Below are 16,832 nucleotides of genomic sequence, written 5' to 3'. Positions count from 1 at the left end.
CCTTCATTCATGGGTACTTTTTTCATTACTATTTATGGATTGGTCATAAAACCTTTGTTCATTTGACTACTTTTCGAGTTTCCCATTGCAGAGTAAGATGCCACTTCAATAAAAATAAGAATTGGGAGTTCGGGTGTGAAGGCATTAGAAAAAGAAAGGATATCGCCGTATATCAGCCAGTTATACGAGTGCGGTATTAATGACTCTGACATTAAGTTGGTGGTGGACCAATTTCGCTCCGACCTGTCCGGCAGCTCGTCCCTGTTCTTATTGCGGGATGATGACAAGAGCGACGGTATCAAGCTCTTCTCCAGCGGCCTGAGCGAGGCGCAGCAGCAGTTCTATGTGCAGCACCATCGCCAGGATGTGTGGTTCAACCATTACCTGGACAAGGGCTGCCAGGGCATCGTGAGCGCCAACGCCATCTCCAATTCCGCCGGCCTGCTGGCCAGTTTTGGCGCCCAGTTCGCGGCGGGCGGCGTCTGCCGGGTGAAGGGGCGCGGCCTCAGCAGCCTGTGCAGTTATCGCGGCGCGGCCCAGGATGACTTCAGTGCCCAGGATCTCTCCTCCCTGACCGAGATCTATTCCGGCCTGGCCGCCTGGAGTCAGCATTATTGGAACCTGCTGGCCCTGGAAACTCAGAACTATCAGCTGCAACAGCTGGTGAAAAACCATAATAAGCCCAGTGCCATCATCGATGACAAAGGCCATATTCATTATTCCAATGTGGCGTTTAACCGGATCTCCGATGAAAATGTGGAGCTGCGGGCGATCAATGGTATTTTCTCGCTGCAAAATAAGGAGCAGCAACGCCAGCTCAAGGAGATATTGAATGGCTTTGCCTATCTGTTGCCGGGGGCGAGCGCTTATATGTCCATTCCCCGTCAGGCCAATTTAAGGCCGCTGCTGATCCAGTGCACCCTGATGAGTGGGCTCAGCCGCTTCGAGCGTTATGTCGAGGTGGTGCTGCGCGATCCCGAGCACTCCTTCAACCCGGATATCGAGGCGCTGGCCAGCCTCTATCCCCTCACCATAGGCGAGAAGGAGCTGCTGGTGCTGATGAGCAAGGGCTACAGCAGCAACGACATCGCCGAGCTGCGGGGAGTCAAGGTTGAGACAGTCCGCTCCACCCTGAAGGGGGTGTTCAAGAAGACCGACTGCCACAGCCAGAACGAGCTTCTGCTGCTGCTGCAATCCATCTCCTGAGGTGCCGCCAGCTATGCTTGGAGTGAGCCGGACATAGTGCCCGGCTTGCGCCTCCCGCCCGGGAGGCCTGTGGGGGAAGCGTCATGGAATCACTCAAGGCGAAGGATTATATGCAGACCAGGCCTATCACGTTCGGCGCGGACATGATGGTGCAGACGGCGGTCGCCAAGTTTCTCAACAGCCACCAGCTCGGTGGCCCTGTGGTGGATGCCAAGGGCCATCTGATCGGCTGGGTGTCAGAGCAGGACTGCATCGCCGTCATGTTGAAAGAGGCCTATCACTGCGAGCAGGTGGCCCAGGTCAAGGATGTGATGCGCAAGGAGGTGCTGGCGGTCGGACCCGACACCAGCATCCTGGAGCTGGCGGAGATGATGATGGGCCAGAAACCCAAGATCTATCCGGTGGTGGAGGGGGGGCGCCTGCTCGGGGTGATCAGCCGCCACAACGTGATGCAGGCAATCCATGCCCAGTTGGGCACCTGCTTCGTGCATCAGGCCAGGGGCTGACGCCCGGCTCGACATTCGTCATCAGGAGCAGGCCGGGTGCCTGCTCTTTTCATCCGTACCATTGCGCTTATCCGGACTCGGCACGCTTTAAGGCTTGCACCGCTCCCGCCCGCTCTTTAGGATCTCCCCAGCTATCGATATGGCCCCCCGCGGGCTTTCTATAAGGAATCTGTACCTTGTCTCTCTCTATCGAGGCGCTGCGCCGCCGTCTCTCTGCCTGCATGAATCTTGATGCCCGTCGCCTTTCCAGTCGCCTGCACGGGGTCAAGAAATTGCCTGAGGGCAAACAGACCGCCGTGCTGGAGACCCTGGCCGCCGATCTGGACAGCGCCGAGGCGCGCTATCGCTCCCGCCTGGCGGGGGTGCCCAAGGTCACCTACCCGGCCAACCTGCCGGTCAGCCAGAAGCAGGCCGAGATCGCCAAGGCGATCAGTGAGCATCAGGTGGTGATCATCGCCGGCGAAACCGGCTCGGGCAAGACCACCCAGATCCCCAAGATCTGCCTGGCGCTCGGGCGCGGGGTGAAAGGCTACATAGGCCACACCCAGCCGCGCCGGCTGGCGGCCCGCACCGTGGCGGCCCGCATCGCCGAGGAGATGCAGTCCGAGCTCGGCCAGTACGTGGGCTACAAGGTGCGCTTCACCGATCAGGTGAGCGAGCAGACCCACATCAAGCTGATGACCGACGGCATCCTGCTGGCGGAGATCCAGCACGATCGCATGCTGACCCAGTACGACACCATCATCATCGATGAGGCCCACGAGCGCAGCCTCAACATCGACTTCATCCTGGGCTACCTCAAGCAGCTGCTGCCGAGGCGGCCGGATCTCAAGGTGATCATCACCTCGGCCACCATAGATCCCCAGCGCTTCTCCAATCACTTCAACCAGGCGCCGGTGATAGAGGTGTCTGGTCGTACCTACCCGGTGGAGGTGCGCTATCGGCCGCTGCTGGAGGGTGAGGGGGATCGCGACGAACTGCAGGGCATCTTCGATGCGGTCGAGGAGCTGGCGCGCGAAGGGCTGGGGGACATCCTCATCTTCATGAACGGCGAGCGGGAGATCCGCGACACCACCGACGCCCTGCGCAAGCTCAACCTGCGCGATACCGAGGTGCTGCCGCTCTACGCGCGCCTCTCCAACAGCGAACAGAACAAGGTGTTCCAGCAGCACGCCGGCCGGCGCATCGTGCTCGCCACCAACGTGGCGGAGACCTCGCTGACGGTGCCGGGCATCCGCTATGTGATCGATCCGGGTACCGCCCGCATCAGCCGCTACTCCTGGCGCACCAAGGTGCAGCGTCTGCCCATAGAGCCCGTCTCCCAGGCCAGCGCCAACCAGCGCATGGGGCGCTGCGGTCGGGTCGCGGACGGTATCTGCATCCGCCTCTACAGCGAGGAAGATTTCAACAACAGGCCCGCCTTCACCGATCCCGAGATCCTGCGCACCAACCTGGCCTCGGTCATCCTGCAGATGCTGGCGCTGGGCCTTGGCAACATGGAGGCCTTCCCCTTCGTCGAGCCGCCCGAATCGCGCCACATCAAGGACGGCCTCTCCCTGCTCAAGGAGCTGGAGGCGGTGCGCGAGCTGCCCGCCAGCCGCGAGCAGGAGCCCAAGCTGCAGCTGACCGAGAGTGGCCGCCAGCTGTCGCGCATCCCGCTTGATCCCAGACTCGCCAAGATGGTGATCACGGCGGCACAGACCGGCTGCCTGAGCGAGGTGATGGTGATCACCGCTGGCTTGAGCATCCAGGATCCCCGCGAGCGGCCGATGGAGAAGAAGCAGGCCGCCGACGAGCAGCACCGCCGCTTCGAGGACAAAGAGTCCGACTTCCTCGCCTTCGTCAACCTGTGGAACTACCTGAAAGAGCAGCAAGACCTGCTGGGCAGCAACCCGTTCCGCCGCCTGTGCCAGAAGGAGTTTCTCTCCTACCTGCGGGTGCGCGAGTGGCAGGACATCCACTTCCAGCTGCGCCAGACGGTGAAAGAGCTGGGCTTCAAGAGCAACTCGGAGCCGGCGGACTTCAAGACGGTGCACTGCGCCCTGCTGACCGGCCTGCTCAGTCACATCGGCAACAAGGATCTGGAGAAGCCGGAGTTTCTGGGGGCCCGCAACGGCCGCTTCCACCTCTTCCCGGCCTCCGGCCTGTTCAAGAAGCCGCCCAAGTGGGTGATGGCCGCCGAGCTGGTGGAGACCTCCCGCCTCTATGCCCGCATCAACGGTCGCATCGAGCCCGAGTGGGTGGAGCCGCTGGCCGGTCACCTCATCAAGCTGCACCACAGCGACCCCCACTGGTCGAAGAAGAACGGCGCCGTCATGGCCAAGGAGAAGGTGACCCTCTATGGCCTGACCCTGGTCAACGAGCGGCTCATCAACTTCAGCACCCTGGATCCCGTCCTGTGCCGCGAGCTGTTCATCCGCCGCGCCCTGGTGGAGGGGGACTTCGAGACCCGCCATCGCTTCTTCGGCGAGAACCGCAAGCTGCTGGCCGAGGTGGAGGCGCTGGAGCACAAGTCGCGCCGCCGCGACATCCTGGTGGATGACGAGGACCTGTTCCGCTTCTACGACGCCCGCTTGCCCCAGGAGGTGATCTCCAGCCGTCACTTCGACAAGTGGTGGAAGGAGGCGCAGAAGCAGGATCCCGAACTGCTCAACTTCGAGCGGGAGATGCTGATGAAGGGGGATGCGGCCCACATCAGCGATCTCGACTACCCGAACTTCTGGCTGCAGGGGCGGCTCAAGCTCAAGCTGAGCTACCAGTTCGAGCCTGGGGAGGCGGCCGACGGTGTCACCCTGCACATCCCGCTGCCGCTGCTCAACCAGGTGGAGGTGAAAGGCTTCGAGTGGCTGATCCCCGGCTTGCGCCACGAGCTGCTGGTGGCGCTGATCAAGTCGATGCCAAAGCCGATGCGCAAGAACTTCGTGCCGGCCCCCAACTATGCCGATGCGCTGCTCGCCAGTATCAACCCCGAGCAGGGGCCGCTGCTGGACGAGATGGAGCGCCAGCTGCGGCGCATGACAGGGGTGACTGTGCCGCGCGAGGCCTGGGATTGGTCGGCGGTGCCCGATCACCTGAAACTCACCTTCCGGGTGCTGGATGACAAGCACAAGCCCATCGCGGAGGGCAAGGATCTGGAGGCGCTGAAGGAATCCCTGCGCGGCAAGGTGCAGGAGACCCTGTCCCAGGTGGCGGATGACGACATCGAGCAGTCCGGCCTCACCCTGTGGAGCTTTGGCGAGCTGCCGAAGGAGTACAGCCAGAAGCGCGGCGGCTTCGAGGTGAAGGCCTATCCGGCTTTGGTCGATCAGAAAGACTCGGTCGCGATCCAGCTGGTGGAGAGCCCGGTGGCCCAGCAGCAGCTGATGTGGAGCGGCCAGCGTCGGCTGATCCTGCTGGGGGTGCCATCCCCCATCAAGTACCTGCAGGAGAAGCTGCCGAACAAGGCCAAGCTCGGCCTCTACTTCAACCCCTTCGGCAAGGTGGCGGAGCTTATCGACGACTGCATCGCCTGTGGCTGTGACAAGCTGATCGAGCGCCACGGTGGCCTGGCCTGGGATGAGGCGGGCTTCGAGGCGCTCAAGGAGTTCGTGCGCGCCGAGCTCAACGATGCCGTGGTGGAGGTCGCGAGTCAGGTGGAAACCGTGCTGACCCTGTCCCACGAGATCAAAAAAAGGCTCAAGGGCAAGATGCAGCTCGATACCGCCTTCGCCATGTCCGACATCCAGCTGCAGCTTGACAAGCTCATCCACAAGGGCTTCGTGACCGAGACCGGCTGGCAGCGGCTGCCGGACCTGCTGCGCTACCTGCGCGCCATCGAGCGGCGGATGGAGAAGCTGGCCATCGATCCCAATCGCGACCGGGTCTACATGCTCAAGGTGCAGAGCGTCGAGGCCGACTACAAGGCGCTGCTCGCCAAGATCCCGAAATCCCAGCCGATCCCGGCCGAGGTGGCCAACATCCGCTGGATGATCGAGGAGCTGCGGGTCTCCTTCTTCGCCCAGCAGCTGGGGACCCCTTATCCGGTCTCCGACAAGCGGGTATTGAATGCGATAGCCCAATGCTAAGTTGCTATGTTGCTGTTTTTCTGCGCCATAATGTGACGGAATGCTTGGGCGAAGAGAGCGAGGGGAGGTGGTGATGCTGGGGATCTGGTTAGGAGTGGCGCTGGTCAACATCAGCGGCTATCAACCCATTGCGGAGCAAACCTGGGTGCAGCTCAATCCGGAATACTATCCGCTGCACCGCGCCGTGCCCCCCATCTTCGTGGCCTGGCGGGGCAACCAGTTCCCGCCGCTGGAACAGAAGAAGAAGAACGGCCATTGGCAAGTCCTGTTCCCCGCCCGGCTGGTGCCTCCTTTCGACTTGTTTGAGGGGGAGGCCCAGCTCTCCAAGGCGTATCTGGCGCGCCTCAAGCGCATCGACGAGATGGCCTATGGCATGGCGCCCCATCAAGCGGTCAGTCAACTCGCCAGTGCCCCCTCGTCATGGGATGAGGGGAGCAGTGCTCCCTTTATCGCCGAGTTCTCGCTGCCGGGAATGGACGCGGCAAGGGGCCGGACGACACAGACAGAGCCCCTGCTGGCCAGCCTGATGCGTCATGGCGCCCTGGGCGCGCAGGCGTCCGAGCGGGCCGCCGCAGTGCAGATCGCGGCTGTCAGCCAGCTGGTCGAGGCGACCACCCTGACCCTGTCTGCGCCGGCGGCGGGAGGCGAGTCGCGGCTCTGCCATCAGGTGGTGGCGGGGGAGACCCTCTGGCGCATCGCGAGCCAGCTGGTGGGGCAGGGAGCCCAGGCCGGGGCCGATACCTACAGCTATCTGCTGGCGCTGGTGGCGGAGAACCGGACCAGCATGGGCAAGGGGATCCAGGTGCGGGCCGGCCAGAGCCTCTATTGCCCGCGGGCCGAGACCCTGGCCCAGTTCGATGCCATGAGCCCGGCTCAGCGCCAGCAACAGTTTGCCCGGCTGGAGCAGGGGCACTGATCGCCCAGGGTCCGCCGCCGCGACAGTTCGTCTGATGGGAAGGCTCGGGGGATCCCGCACGGTTCGCGGCTTGTATCCGCTATGACCCCATGCTAGTATTCGCGCTCGTTTTGCGAGGTGCTGACCGGTCGCAGTCAACACCATAAATTCATCTTAAAAGAGATAACCACTATGTCTTTCGTATTCCAAGCTGAAGTCCGTTCTGACCTGGGGAAAGGTGCGAGCCGCCGCCTGCGTCACGCTGACCAAGTTCCTGCCATCATCTACGGTGCAGGCAAAGAAGCTCTGTCCATCACCCTGGACCACAAAAAAGTAGTACTGGCCCAAGAAAAGCCGGAATTCTACGAGTCCGTACTGACCATGGTCATCAACGGCGAAGAAGTTAACGTAAAAGTGAAGGCTATCCAGCGTCACCCGGTACGTTACAAGCTGGTTCACCTGGACTTCGTTCGCGTCTAATCGCGTCGATCCGGTTGAATAAAGAAGCCACTCTTCGGAGTGGCTTTTTGCATTCTGGCGTTCTTGTAGCGGCCATGAAAAAGGGCGACCCGCGGGTCGCCCTTTGGTCGTCTGCCTCTCTACCAGACCGGCTGGGTGAGGTAGGGATTGCTGACCCGCTCGCGACCGAAGGTGGAGCTGGGGCCGTGGCCCGGCACGAAGACGATGTCATCGCCAAGGGGCAGCAGGGTCTCGGTGATCGAGCGAATGAGGGTGCAGTGATCGCCACGGGGAAAGTCGGTGCGGCCGATGCCACCGGCGAACAGCACATCGCCGACCCAGGCGAGCCGCTCGGCCTGGCTGAGCAACACCACATGGCCCGGGGTGTGGCCGGGGCAGAAATAGACCTCCAGCTCGCAGTTACCGATTGTCACCTTGTCGCCCTGCGCCAGCCAGCCGTCCGGGCTGAAGGCGGGGGTGTGGGGAAAACCGAACATCTGGCTCTGCTGGGGCAGCATGTCGAGCCAGAAGGCGTCTTCCTTGTGGGGTCCGATGATCTTGACCCCGCTCTGCTCGCGCAGTTGGTCGGCGCCCCCCACGTGATCCAGATGACCGTGGGTCAGGATGATCTTCTCCAATACCAGGTCGTGCCGGGCGATGGCCGCCAGCAGCTTGTCTGTCTCACCACCGGGATCGATCAGCGCCGCCTGGCGGGTCTCGTCGCACCAGACTAGGGAGCAGTTCTGGGCGAAAGGGGTGACCGGGATCACCTCGAATTTCAACATGCTGGGGTCTCCTGATTGGCCTCTGCGGCCTGCTGCTCGGCGAAGAAGGCGAGGCAGGCCTGCTTGTCGCCCCGAAAGCGGATCCGCTCCCGTTTGTTGTTGAGCTGATAGAGATACATGGGATCGTAGTAGCGGGTCAGCAACAGGCGGATCCAGGCCAGGTGCAGCTCGGTGTGGCCGCTGCCGGCCTGCTCGCAGAGGGCCGCCTGCATCAGCTGATCCAGTTCGCGATGATCCTTGTCCCCGAGCCGCTTCTTGAGGCGCGCCAGGGCATCGGTCAGGTAGCCGGCAAACAGCGGCCAGCCCTCCTCGGCGCCGTACATCTCCTGGTAGCGCTGCCAGAGATCCTGCACGTAATCGACCCGGATCTGCTCGGCCCGCTCCTCTTGCGGCACATCCACCACCACCAGCGGTGCCTGGCACATGGCCTCATAGAGGCTATGGGGCAGGGCACAGCGGCCGATAAGACGGCTCTCGTCCTCCACCACGAAGGCGTGCTCGCCCCGGTGACGGCGCTTGAGCAGCTCGATGGCGATCTTGTTCTCGAAGTTGATGTTGCTGGGCTGGCCGCCCGGCAGCTGGCCGAAGGAGGAGCCCCTGTGATGGGCGTGCCCCTCCAGATCCACCGCCTGGGCAACCTGGCCCAGCATATGGGTCTTGCCGGAGCCGGTCATACCGGTCAGCACTGTCCAGTGGCACTCGGTCGCGGCCCTGTCCTGGGTGTCGATCAAGAAGCGGCGCAGCTCCTTGTAGCCCCCGGCCACCCGCGGACGGGTGACGCCGGCCTCGTGCAGCCACTGCTGCACCGTCTGCGAGCGCAGGCCGCCACGGAAACAGTAGAGCAGGGCATCGGGCTGCTGGCGCAACTGGGCCAGCCAGCCCTCGAGGCGCTCGGCGCGCACCGCGCCGCCCACCAGCTTGTGGCCGAGCGCGATGGCGGCGGCCTGGCCCTGCTGCTTGAAACAGGTGCCCACCTTGGCGCGCTCCTCGTCCGTCATCAGCGGCAGGCTGACGGCAGTGGGGAAGGCGCCCTCCTTGAATTCGATGGGCGCGCGCAGGTCGATGAGCGGCACATCCTGCAAGAAGATCCCGGCCAGGTCCGTGGCGAGTGGCAGTTCACTCATCGTGCATCACCCCGCAAGGCCTGGGCCAGATCGATGTCGGCGGCAAACCGCGATGAACTCATTGGATGACCTCGATAAAGCGTTCGCCATCCAGCGCCTTCATCACGCCGATGGGGGAGAGGCTGAGGCCGGCATCGGCGGCGATGCTCAGCAGCTCGGCTTCGCTCTCCTTGCCGACGGCCACCAGCAGGCCGCCGCTGGTCTGGGGATCGCACATGATGTTGCGGGTGCGATCGTCCATGGCATCGAGCTTGTGACCATAGGAGTCGTGGTTGCGCAGGGTGCCACCGGGCACGCAGCCCTCGGCCAGGTAGTAATCCACCTCGTCCAGCAGCGGCAGCGCCCCGAACTCGAGGCGGGCGCACAGCTTGGAGCCTTCGCACATCTCCAGCAGGTGGCCGGCCAGACCGAAGCCGGTCACGTCTGTCATGGCGTGCACGCCCGGCAGGGCTGCGAACTGTTGGCCGATCTTGTTGAGGGTGCACATGGCGTCGGGGGCCAGCTGCTCGTGCTCGGGCTTGAGCTTGCCCTTCTTCTGGGCCGTGGTGAGGATGCCGATGCCGAGCGGTTTGGTCAGATAGAGTACATCGCCGACCTTGGCGGTGTCGTTCTGTTTGATGGCATCGAGCGGCACTATGCCGGTCACCGCCAGGCCGAAGATGGGCTCGGGGGCGTCGATGCTGTGGCCGCCGGCCAGGGAGATCCCCGCCTCGTGACACACCTGGCGGCCACCGTCGATCACCTGCTGGGCCACTTCCGGGGCCAAGGTGTTGATGGGCCAGCCGAGGATGGCGATGGCGACGATGGGCTTGCCACCCATGGCATAGATGTCGCTGATGGCGTTGGTGGCGGCGATGCGGCCGAAGGTGAAGGGGTCATCGACGATGGGCATGAAGAAGTCGGTGGTGGAGACGATGCCCTGACCGTTGCCGATGTCCACCACGGCGGCGTCATCCTTGCTGCTGTTGCCCACCACCAGGGTCGGATCGTCGAACCCCGGGATCTGGCTCTTGAGAATGGTGTCGAGCACCTTGGGGGAGATTTTACAGCCGCAGCCAGCGCCATGGCTGTATTGGGTCAGACGAATGGAAGACATACTTACCCCTCTTGGTTCAAGCTCGTTCAGGCTGGTGCGACGCTGCTCGAGAACGGCGCGGCCATCACGGTACGGATAGATCGCAGAAAACGGGTGACCTTGGCTGGCATAGCGGGCGGACCGCTGAATGGGCCGTCGAGTCGGACGGGGCGCCGGGGGCAGGGACCCCTCAGCAGCGCCACCAAGGGCCACGGGACGGGGCATTATGCCACAAAGCGAGTGCGGGATCCGAACCGCAATTGAGATGAATGCACACGGGCGAGGCGCGCAGGCACCGCCGTGGCCCTGATGGCCGGGAGCGGCTCTGCTACAACTTAGGCATCCCTTTCTCGCAAGGTAAGCGCCATGAGCCTGAGCTGGTTCTCCTGGGCCCTGTTATCGGCCATTTTCGCCGCCCTGACCGCCATCTTCGCCAAGCTGGGGGTGCAGCATATCAACTCGGATCTGGCGACCCTGATCCGCACCGCCATGATCTTGCTGGTGCTCGGCTGTTACATTGGGCTCAGCCGCCAGTGGAGCAACCCGCTGCAGCTGTCTGGCCACAGCTGGCTGTTCCTCGGCCTGTCGGCGCTGGCGACCGGGGCCTCCTGGCTCTGCTACTTTCGGGCCCTGCAGCTGGGGGAGGCTTCCCAGGTCGCACCGATCGACAAGTTCAGCCTGGTGCTGGTGGTGCTCTTCGCCTGCCTCTTCCTCGGCGAGCGACCCGCGCCGCGGGAGTGGCTGGGCATCGGCCTGATTGCGGTTGGGGTACTGGTGCTCGCCATCAGGCGCTAGGGGGGCGATGACAAGTCTCGTGGGGTGATGGGCGGCAGGCGCCGAAGGATGGGGATAGACTGGGTTGTCACCCACCGAAGCGGAGCAGCCTTGTCATGAAACTCTATGCCCACCCTTTCTCGTCCTACTGCCAGAAGGTGCTGATCGCCCTCTACGAGAACGCCCTGCCGTTTGACTATCGCAACCTGGAGGATCCCCAGGCCAACGCCGAACTCGCGGCCCTCTGGCCCCTCAAGCGCTTCCCCGTCCTGCAGGATGGCAAGCGCACCGTGCTCGAGAGCAGCACCATCATCGAGTATCTCCAGTGCCACCATCCCGGCCCCCAGTGCCTGATCCCGGCCGGTGATGCGGGCATCAAGGTGCGCATGCTCGATCGCCTGTTCGACAGCTATGTGATGACCCCGATGCAGAAGGTGGTACTGGACCAGCTGCGGCCAGAGTCTGAGCGCGACAGCCATGGGGTGGCCGAGGCCCGCGAGATATTGGACAGTATCTACCCCTGGCTCGACGAGCGGCTCGAAGGGCGCCGCTGGATCGCCGGTGATGCCTTCACCCTGGCGGACTGCTCCGCCGCCCCCTCGCTCTTCTATGCGGATTGGGCCCATGAGATCCCGCCCGTTCACGCCAGGCTGCGGGCCTACCGTGCCCGTCTGCTGAGTCGGCCCTCGGTCGCCCGGGCGGTGGACGAGGCGCGGCCATTTCGCCACTACTTCCCGCTGGGGGCGCCGGATCGTGACTGAACAGGGCGGTGGCAGGCTGTCCTCACAGGCTCGGCATCTTGTCGACCCAGGCAGCAGCGAGCGCGCAGGGGGGCGACGGTATCAGCAGGGGGAACGTAATGCTTTATGCATTAAAGTGGGTTTTTATGAAAATATCGCCGATATTTCCCCGGGGAATTTTCAATATCAGTGATTTAATGCGCAGTTTTTTGCATAGACAAGAGCGCAACTCTCTCTCCTGCCGTTGGGGCTGAGTTCCCCAAGCCCCAACGGTTGGCAGTGAAGGAAGGGCGATTCGATGGGTATCTGTGGCAAGCCCCTTGGTCAGCGTGACCCTCGTTATCTCTTGCCGTGGAAGGGCGCAAACAAAAGGCCCGCTAGCGATAGCGGGCCTTTTCTGTGACACGGTAGGTCTCCCTTTACTGGCAAAGAGAGCCCTGCGGTCGCTGCGGCTTAGCGGGCGCGCACCGCCAGCCCCTTCAGGTAGAAGCCTTCCGGATAGGCGGTGCCGATGGGGTGATCGGAGGCCTGGGACAGCAGCTCCAGGATCTGGGCATCGCGGCCGGCGTCCAGCGCGGCATCGGCCACTATCTTCTGGAACAGGCTCTGCTCCATCAGGCCGGAGCAGGAGTAGGTCAGCAGCACGCCACCCGGCGCCAGCAGCTGGAACGCCAGCATGTTGATGTCCTTGTAGCCGCGGCAGGCACCCAGCAACTGGGCCTTGCTCTCGGCAAACTTCGGCGGGTCCAGCACGATGACATCGAACTTCTCGCCCTTCTCGCGGTATTCGCGCAGCAGCTTGAACACGTCGTGGCGGACGAACTGGGTGTTGGAGACATCCAGCCCGTTCAGCTCGGCGTTCTGGCGGGCCATGTCCAGCGCGTTCTGGGAGAGATCGACGTTGACCACCTCACGGGCGCCGCCCTTGAGGGCATAGATGCCGAAGCCACCGGTGTAGCAGAAGCAGTTGAGCACCCGCTTGCCTTCGGCGTACTTGGCCACCGCCTGGCGGTTGTCGCGCTGATCCAGATAGAAGCCGGTCTTGTGGCCGTTGCGGATGTCCACCAGGATCTTGACGCCGTCGTTCTCTTCGATCATCACCGGCTCGGTCGGGGCCTCGCCATGGATGACGCCGGTGCGCTCCTGCAGGCCCTCTTTCTTGCGTACCGCCACGTCGGAGCGCTCATAGATGTTGCACTCGGGGTAGAGGGTACGCAGCGCCAGGGTGATCAGCTCGCGCTGGAACTCGGCCCCGGCGGAGAGGATCTGGCACACCAGGAAGTTGGCATAGCGATCTATGGTCAGGCCCGGCAGGCCGTCCGACTCGGCGGCGCACAGGCGATAGCCGGTGAGACCCTGACGCTTGATCAGCGGATCCCGGGATTCCTGGGCATATTTGAGGCGGCGGATAAAGAAGTCCAGATCGATGGTCTCCTCTTTATCGAAGGTCCAGACCCTGGCCCTGATCTGGGAGCTGCCGGACCAGGCGCCACGGGCGAGCCACTTGCCATCGTTGCTGTAGATCTCGACGGTGTCGCCATCGATGGGGTTGCCTTGCACCTTGTCGATCCCCTTGGAGAAGATCCAGGGGTGACGGCGCAGCAGGGATTTTTCGCGGCCTTTGACGAGATAGATGTATGTGCTCATGGGTGTTTGCCGATGCCAGGAAGAGGAGGGGGCACATTCTAGTGTTAAAGAAGGGCTTAAGCCAGCCTTGCCCTGCGGCTTTCGTGGTCCCGCCCTGCGCCTCGCCGGTCCTGACGCACCACCAATGTTAAACAACTCGATAAACCTGAACCTTATCTGTCACTTGCCGGCAACAAACTTCTGCAATTGTTAGCCAGCTCGCGGTGTGAGCCGGGAAAAGCGGGCAGAGTATGTGCGCCGTCTGGCTCTTGCCTGCGGCAGGTACTAAGGTGCTGCGGCCTCAGGGTCGCCCAATATCACTGGCAACAATAAACAAGAAAGGAAGGCTTAACATGTCAGGAAGACACTCTCTGCTGGCGCTCTCGATCGGGCTGGCATTGTCTGGACAGGTGCAGGCACAGCTGCTCATCACCGAATATCTGGAAGGATCCGGCAACAACAAGGCGGTGGAGCTGAGCAATCTCGGCGCCAGCGCGGTCGATCTCGGCCAATACCGGCTGGCCCTCTACGCCAACGGTCGCACCCTGGCGGCGGGGCCGACCAACAGCCTGGCCCTGCAAGGGACCCTGGCCCCCGGCGCCAGCCTGGTGCTGGCCCACCCCTCGGCGCTGGCCGCCACCCTGGCCAAGGCCAACCAGACCAGCGGCAACCTGGTGTTCAACGGCGACGATGGGCTGGTGCTCTATCGGGGGGACGAGATAGTCGACAGCCTGGGTCAGATCGGGGTGGATCCCGGCACCGCCTGGGTGTCCGGCGCCGTCTCGACCCTGGACATGACGCTGCGGCGCAAGGCCGGCGTCAACCTGGGGCGCACCGGGGCCGAGGCCGCCTTCGACCCGGCGGCGGAATACCAGGGCTTCGCCAGGGATGAGGTGAGCGGCCTGGGTTGCAGCGGCGAGCAGAGCTGCGATGGCTCGCAGCCGCCGGTCTTCGCCTGTCCGGTGGACGAGTTGATCCCGGTGCCGGCCATTCAGGGCAGCGGTGATCGCAGCCCGCTGGTGCCGGCCGGCAAGTTCGAATCCGAGACCGCCTATGCCACCCGCGGGGTGGTGACCCAGGTCGTGAGCGGCCTCTACAAGGGCTTCTTCATCCAGGACGCGCAAGGAGACGGCGATCCCGCCAGCTCCGACGGCCTGTTCGTGCAGAGCAGCCAGACCAGCGGGCTGGTGCCCGGGGCCGAGGTGTGTGTCTCCGGCAAGGTGAAGGAGTATTACAACCAGACCCAGCTCAGCGCCGACGCCCTGACGGTGACCCAGCCCATGGTGGGCTTGGTGCCGGCGGTGGATCTGGTAGCGACGGCGGGCGAGAGCCTGACCACCCTGCTGGAGCGCCACGAGGGGATGCGGGTGCGGCTGGTGCCCGAGTCCAGCCTGGTGGTCACCCGCAACTTCAGCTTCGACTACGATGGCAAGCGCAACAACCTGGTGCTGGCCTACGGCGCGCCACTCATCAAGTCGACCCAGAAATTCCCGGCCATGAGCGAGCAGGCGAGCCAGTGGGCCGAGCGCAATCGGCTGAATCAGCTGGTGGTCGAGACCGATGCCAAGGCGCCGGATGGCGTCCTGCCCTGGTATCCCGCCTTCGATGCCGAGCAGGGTTATCTGCGCATCGGCGATCGGCTGAGCAACCTGGAAGGGGCCATCGGCTACTCCTATGACTTCTACCGGCTGGTGGCGGACAACCGCATCACCCCGGCGGACGTGGACCACCGCGGCTGGGATAGGGTGCAGACCCCTGAGTTAGCCGCTGCGGGGGATCTGCGGGTGGCGAGCTTCAACGTGCTCAACTTCTTCACCACAGTGGTGGGGGGCGATGCCAACCCGACCGGCAGCAACCGAGGCGCCTTGACGGTGGCCGAGTTCGAGTTGCAGCGCACCAAGATCGTCAGCGCCATCACCCGGCTCAACGCCGATGTGGTCGGGCTGATGGAGATAGAGAACAACGGCTATGGGGAGAGCTCCGCCATCGCCAATCTGGTGGGGGCCCTAAACGCCGCCCTGCCGGACGAGCAGGATCACTACGCCTGGGTGGCCTCGCCGGATGGCCAGCCCATGGGCACGGACGCCATCACGGTGGGGCTCATCTACCGGCCCGCCAAGGTGAACCTGGAGGGCGGCGCTCAGCTGATCCCGCTGCCGGTGCAGGTGGCCGAGGCCGTCGACGGCGCAGGCAAGCCGGTCAGCATCCGGCAGGGCATGCGCGACTCCCTGATGCAGCGCTTCCGCTCACCCAAGGGGGATGCGCCGCTGACCCTGGTGGTCAATCACCTCAAGTCCAAGGGCTCGGCCTGCTATGAGGACTATCCCGACTATGCCAGCGCCGATCCCCTGGATGGGCAGGGGCACTGCAACGCGCTGCGGGTCTCCGCCGCGAAAGTGCTGGGGGAGCGACTCAAGCAGGAGGCGGGGGATCTACTGGTGATCGGGGATCTCAACGCCTACGGGATGGAGGATCCGGTGCGGGTGCTGACCGACTATGATCCGGCCGCCCAGAGCCGCCAGATCATGAGTGCCGGCTTCACCCAGCTGGCGGGGCAGCCCTATGAGGAGCAGCCGAGCGCGGTGGGCAAGGGGGCCGGGCTGGTCAACCTCAACACCCAGTTCCACGGCACCGACACCTACTCCTACAGCTATGAGGGGGAGCTGGGCAATCTGGATCACGCCCTGGCGAGCCCGAGTCTGGTGAGCAAGGTGATCGGCATCGAGGATTGGCACATCAACTCGGCCGAGAGCAACTTCTTCGAGTACGGCAGTAAGTTTTCGGGTCAGCTGGCCAAGTCCGAGGGGCCGTTCAGCGCCTCGGATCACGATCCCGTGCTGGTGGCCATCCAGTACCCGCTGCCGCCGACCGGGGAGCTGAGTCTGAGCATGAGTGCGGCCAGCGTGGAGGAGGGCAACACCCTCAGCCTGGCGGTGCAACGGCTGGCCGGCAGCCATGGCGCCGCCAGCGTCAGCTGGCGCGTGCAGCACGGCAGTGCCGACGGCCAGGACGTGGCGCAGCTCGGCGGGGTGCTGAACTGGGCGGACGGGGACAAGGAGGAGAAGACCCTGCAGATCCCCATCCTGAGCGACACCCGCAACGAAGGGGATGAGACCTTCAGCCTGGTGTTGCACGATGCCAGCGGCGCCACCCTGGGGGAGCAGCATCAGACCCTGGTGACCATCAAGGACAAGCTGGCCCCCTCCACCATCGCGCTGCAGAGTCCCGTCATCAAGGTGAGTGAGGGTGACTGGCTGGTCGAAATCCCGCTGGTGCGCAGCGGCGACCTGCGTCAGCCCGCCCGTGCCCAGCTGGCACTCGATGGCCTGAGCGCCCGCTGGGGGCTGGACTTCCTGCCCTGGTTCGGCCAGTCCGTGAGCTGGGCCGCCGGTGAGGGCGGCGTCAAGTCCATCAAGGTGCTGGTCATCGACGACTGGTTTGTCGAGCCCACCGAGCAGTTCAGGGTCAGCCTGCAGCGGCTGCAAGGGGCGCAGGCCGGTGATCAGCAGGAGACCCGGGTCGACATCCAGGACAACGACAAGTCCTGGTGGCCCTTCGGGCGCTGAGTCGGCAGGCAG

Annotated in this window: 12 protein-coding genes; 8 read left to right on the top strand and 4 right to left on the bottom strand. The window is 63.8% G+C overall.

Annotated elements, in window-relative coordinates:
- The first annotated feature begins 135 nt into the window (after nt 1-135).
- The 5 genes from KW821_RS10760 to rplY all read left to right on the top strand — a co-directional run bounded on the left by KW821_RS10760 (nt 136) and on the right by rplY (nt 7,151).
- Nucleotides 136-1,206, top strand: coding sequence for a LuxR C-terminal-related transcriptional regulator (locus KW821_RS10760; protein WP_218291440.1), 1,071 nt, complete (start codon nt 136-138; stop codon nt 1,204-1,206).
- 83 nt (nt 1,207-1,289) lie between these two features.
- A complete protein-coding gene (locus tag KW821_RS10755) occupies nt 1,290-1,712 on the top strand; it encodes a CBS domain-containing protein (protein ID WP_218291439.1) in 423 nt (140 codons plus the stop codon).
- 176 nt (nt 1,713-1,888) lie between these two features.
- On the top strand, nt 1,889-5,776 hold the full coding sequence (gene hrpA / locus KW821_RS10750) for an ATP-dependent RNA helicase HrpA (protein ID WP_218291438.1): 3,888 nt from the start codon (nt 1,889-1,891) through the stop codon (nt 5,774-5,776).
- 73 nt (nt 5,777-5,849) lie between these two features.
- Nucleotides 5,850-6,692 (top strand): hypothetical protein, encoded by an 843-nt coding sequence (locus tag KW821_RS10745; RefSeq protein ID WP_218291488.1) that lies wholly within the window; start codon nt 5,850-5,852, stop codon nt 6,690-6,692.
- Between the two features lie 171 nt (nt 6,693-6,863).
- Nucleotides 6,864-7,151 carry a 50S ribosomal protein L25 gene (gene rplY, locus KW821_RS10740; protein ID WP_042654790.1) on the top strand — a complete coding sequence of 96 codons (288 nt, stop codon included), beginning with the start codon at nt 6,864-6,866 and terminating at the stop codon, nt 7,149-7,151.
- Nucleotides 7,152-7,270: 119 nt separating this feature from the next.
- Here the strand turns inward: rplY and KW821_RS10735 are convergent, their stop codons facing one another.
- The 3 genes from KW821_RS10735 to selD are packed head-to-tail and all read right to left on the bottom strand — an operon-like array spanning nt 7,271 to nt 10,135.
- Nucleotides 7,271-7,915 carry an MBL fold metallo-hydrolase gene (locus tag KW821_RS10735; protein ID WP_218291437.1) on the bottom strand — a complete coding sequence of 215 codons (645 nt, stop codon included), beginning with the start codon at nt 7,913-7,915 and terminating at the stop codon, nt 7,271-7,273.
- Entirely contained in the window at nt 7,909-9,039 is a 1,131-nt protein-coding gene (gene mnmH, locus KW821_RS10730; protein ID WP_218291436.1) for a tRNA 2-selenouridine(34) synthase MnmH, read from the bottom strand. Before mnmH ends, KW821_RS10735 begins: the two co-directional genes overlap by 7 nt.
- Before the next feature lie 58 nt (nt 9,040-9,097).
- On the bottom strand, nt 9,098-10,135 hold the full coding sequence (gene selD, locus KW821_RS10725; protein ID WP_218291435.1) for a selenide, water dikinase SelD: 1,038 nt from the start codon (nt 10,133-10,135) through the stop codon (nt 9,098-9,100).
- Between the two features lie 345 nt (nt 10,136-10,480).
- Between selD and KW821_RS10720 the strand changes: the two genes are divergently transcribed.
- Both KW821_RS10720 and KW821_RS10715 read left to right on the top strand, forming a co-directional pair.
- Nucleotides 10,481-10,909, top strand: a complete 429-nt coding sequence (locus KW821_RS10720; protein ID WP_218291434.1) for an EamA family transporter — start codon at nt 10,481-10,483, stop codon at nt 10,907-10,909.
- A gap of 95 nt (nt 10,910-11,004) precedes the next feature.
- Nucleotides 11,005-11,649 carry a glutathione S-transferase family protein gene (locus KW821_RS10715; protein ID WP_218291433.1) on the top strand — a complete coding sequence of 215 codons (645 nt, stop codon included), beginning with the start codon at nt 11,005-11,007 and terminating at the stop codon, nt 11,647-11,649.
- A 432-nt stretch (nt 11,650-12,081) separates the two neighbouring features.
- Here KW821_RS10715 and KW821_RS10710 read toward each other — a convergent pair whose 3' ends face one another.
- On the bottom strand, nt 12,082-13,275 hold the full coding sequence (locus tag KW821_RS10710; RefSeq protein WP_218291432.1) for a class I SAM-dependent methyltransferase: 1,194 nt from the start codon (nt 13,273-13,275) through the stop codon (nt 12,082-12,084).
- 332 nt (nt 13,276-13,607) lie between these two features.
- Between KW821_RS10710 and KW821_RS10705 the strand changes: the two genes are divergently transcribed.
- Nucleotides 13,608-16,820, top strand: coding sequence for an ExeM/NucH family extracellular endonuclease (locus KW821_RS10705; protein ID WP_256353431.1), 3,213 nt, complete (start codon nt 13,608-13,610; stop codon nt 16,818-16,820).
- Nucleotides 16,821-16,832 lie beyond the last annotated feature (12 nt).

This window comes from Aeromonas sp. sif2416, from assembly GCF_019218665.1.
Taxonomy (GTDB): Bacteria; Pseudomonadota; Gammaproteobacteria; order Enterobacterales; family Aeromonadaceae; genus Aeromonas; species Aeromonas encheleia.
The sequence above is the reverse complement of the archived record's forward strand: the minus strand, read 5'-3'. Positions and strand labels throughout refer to the sequence as shown.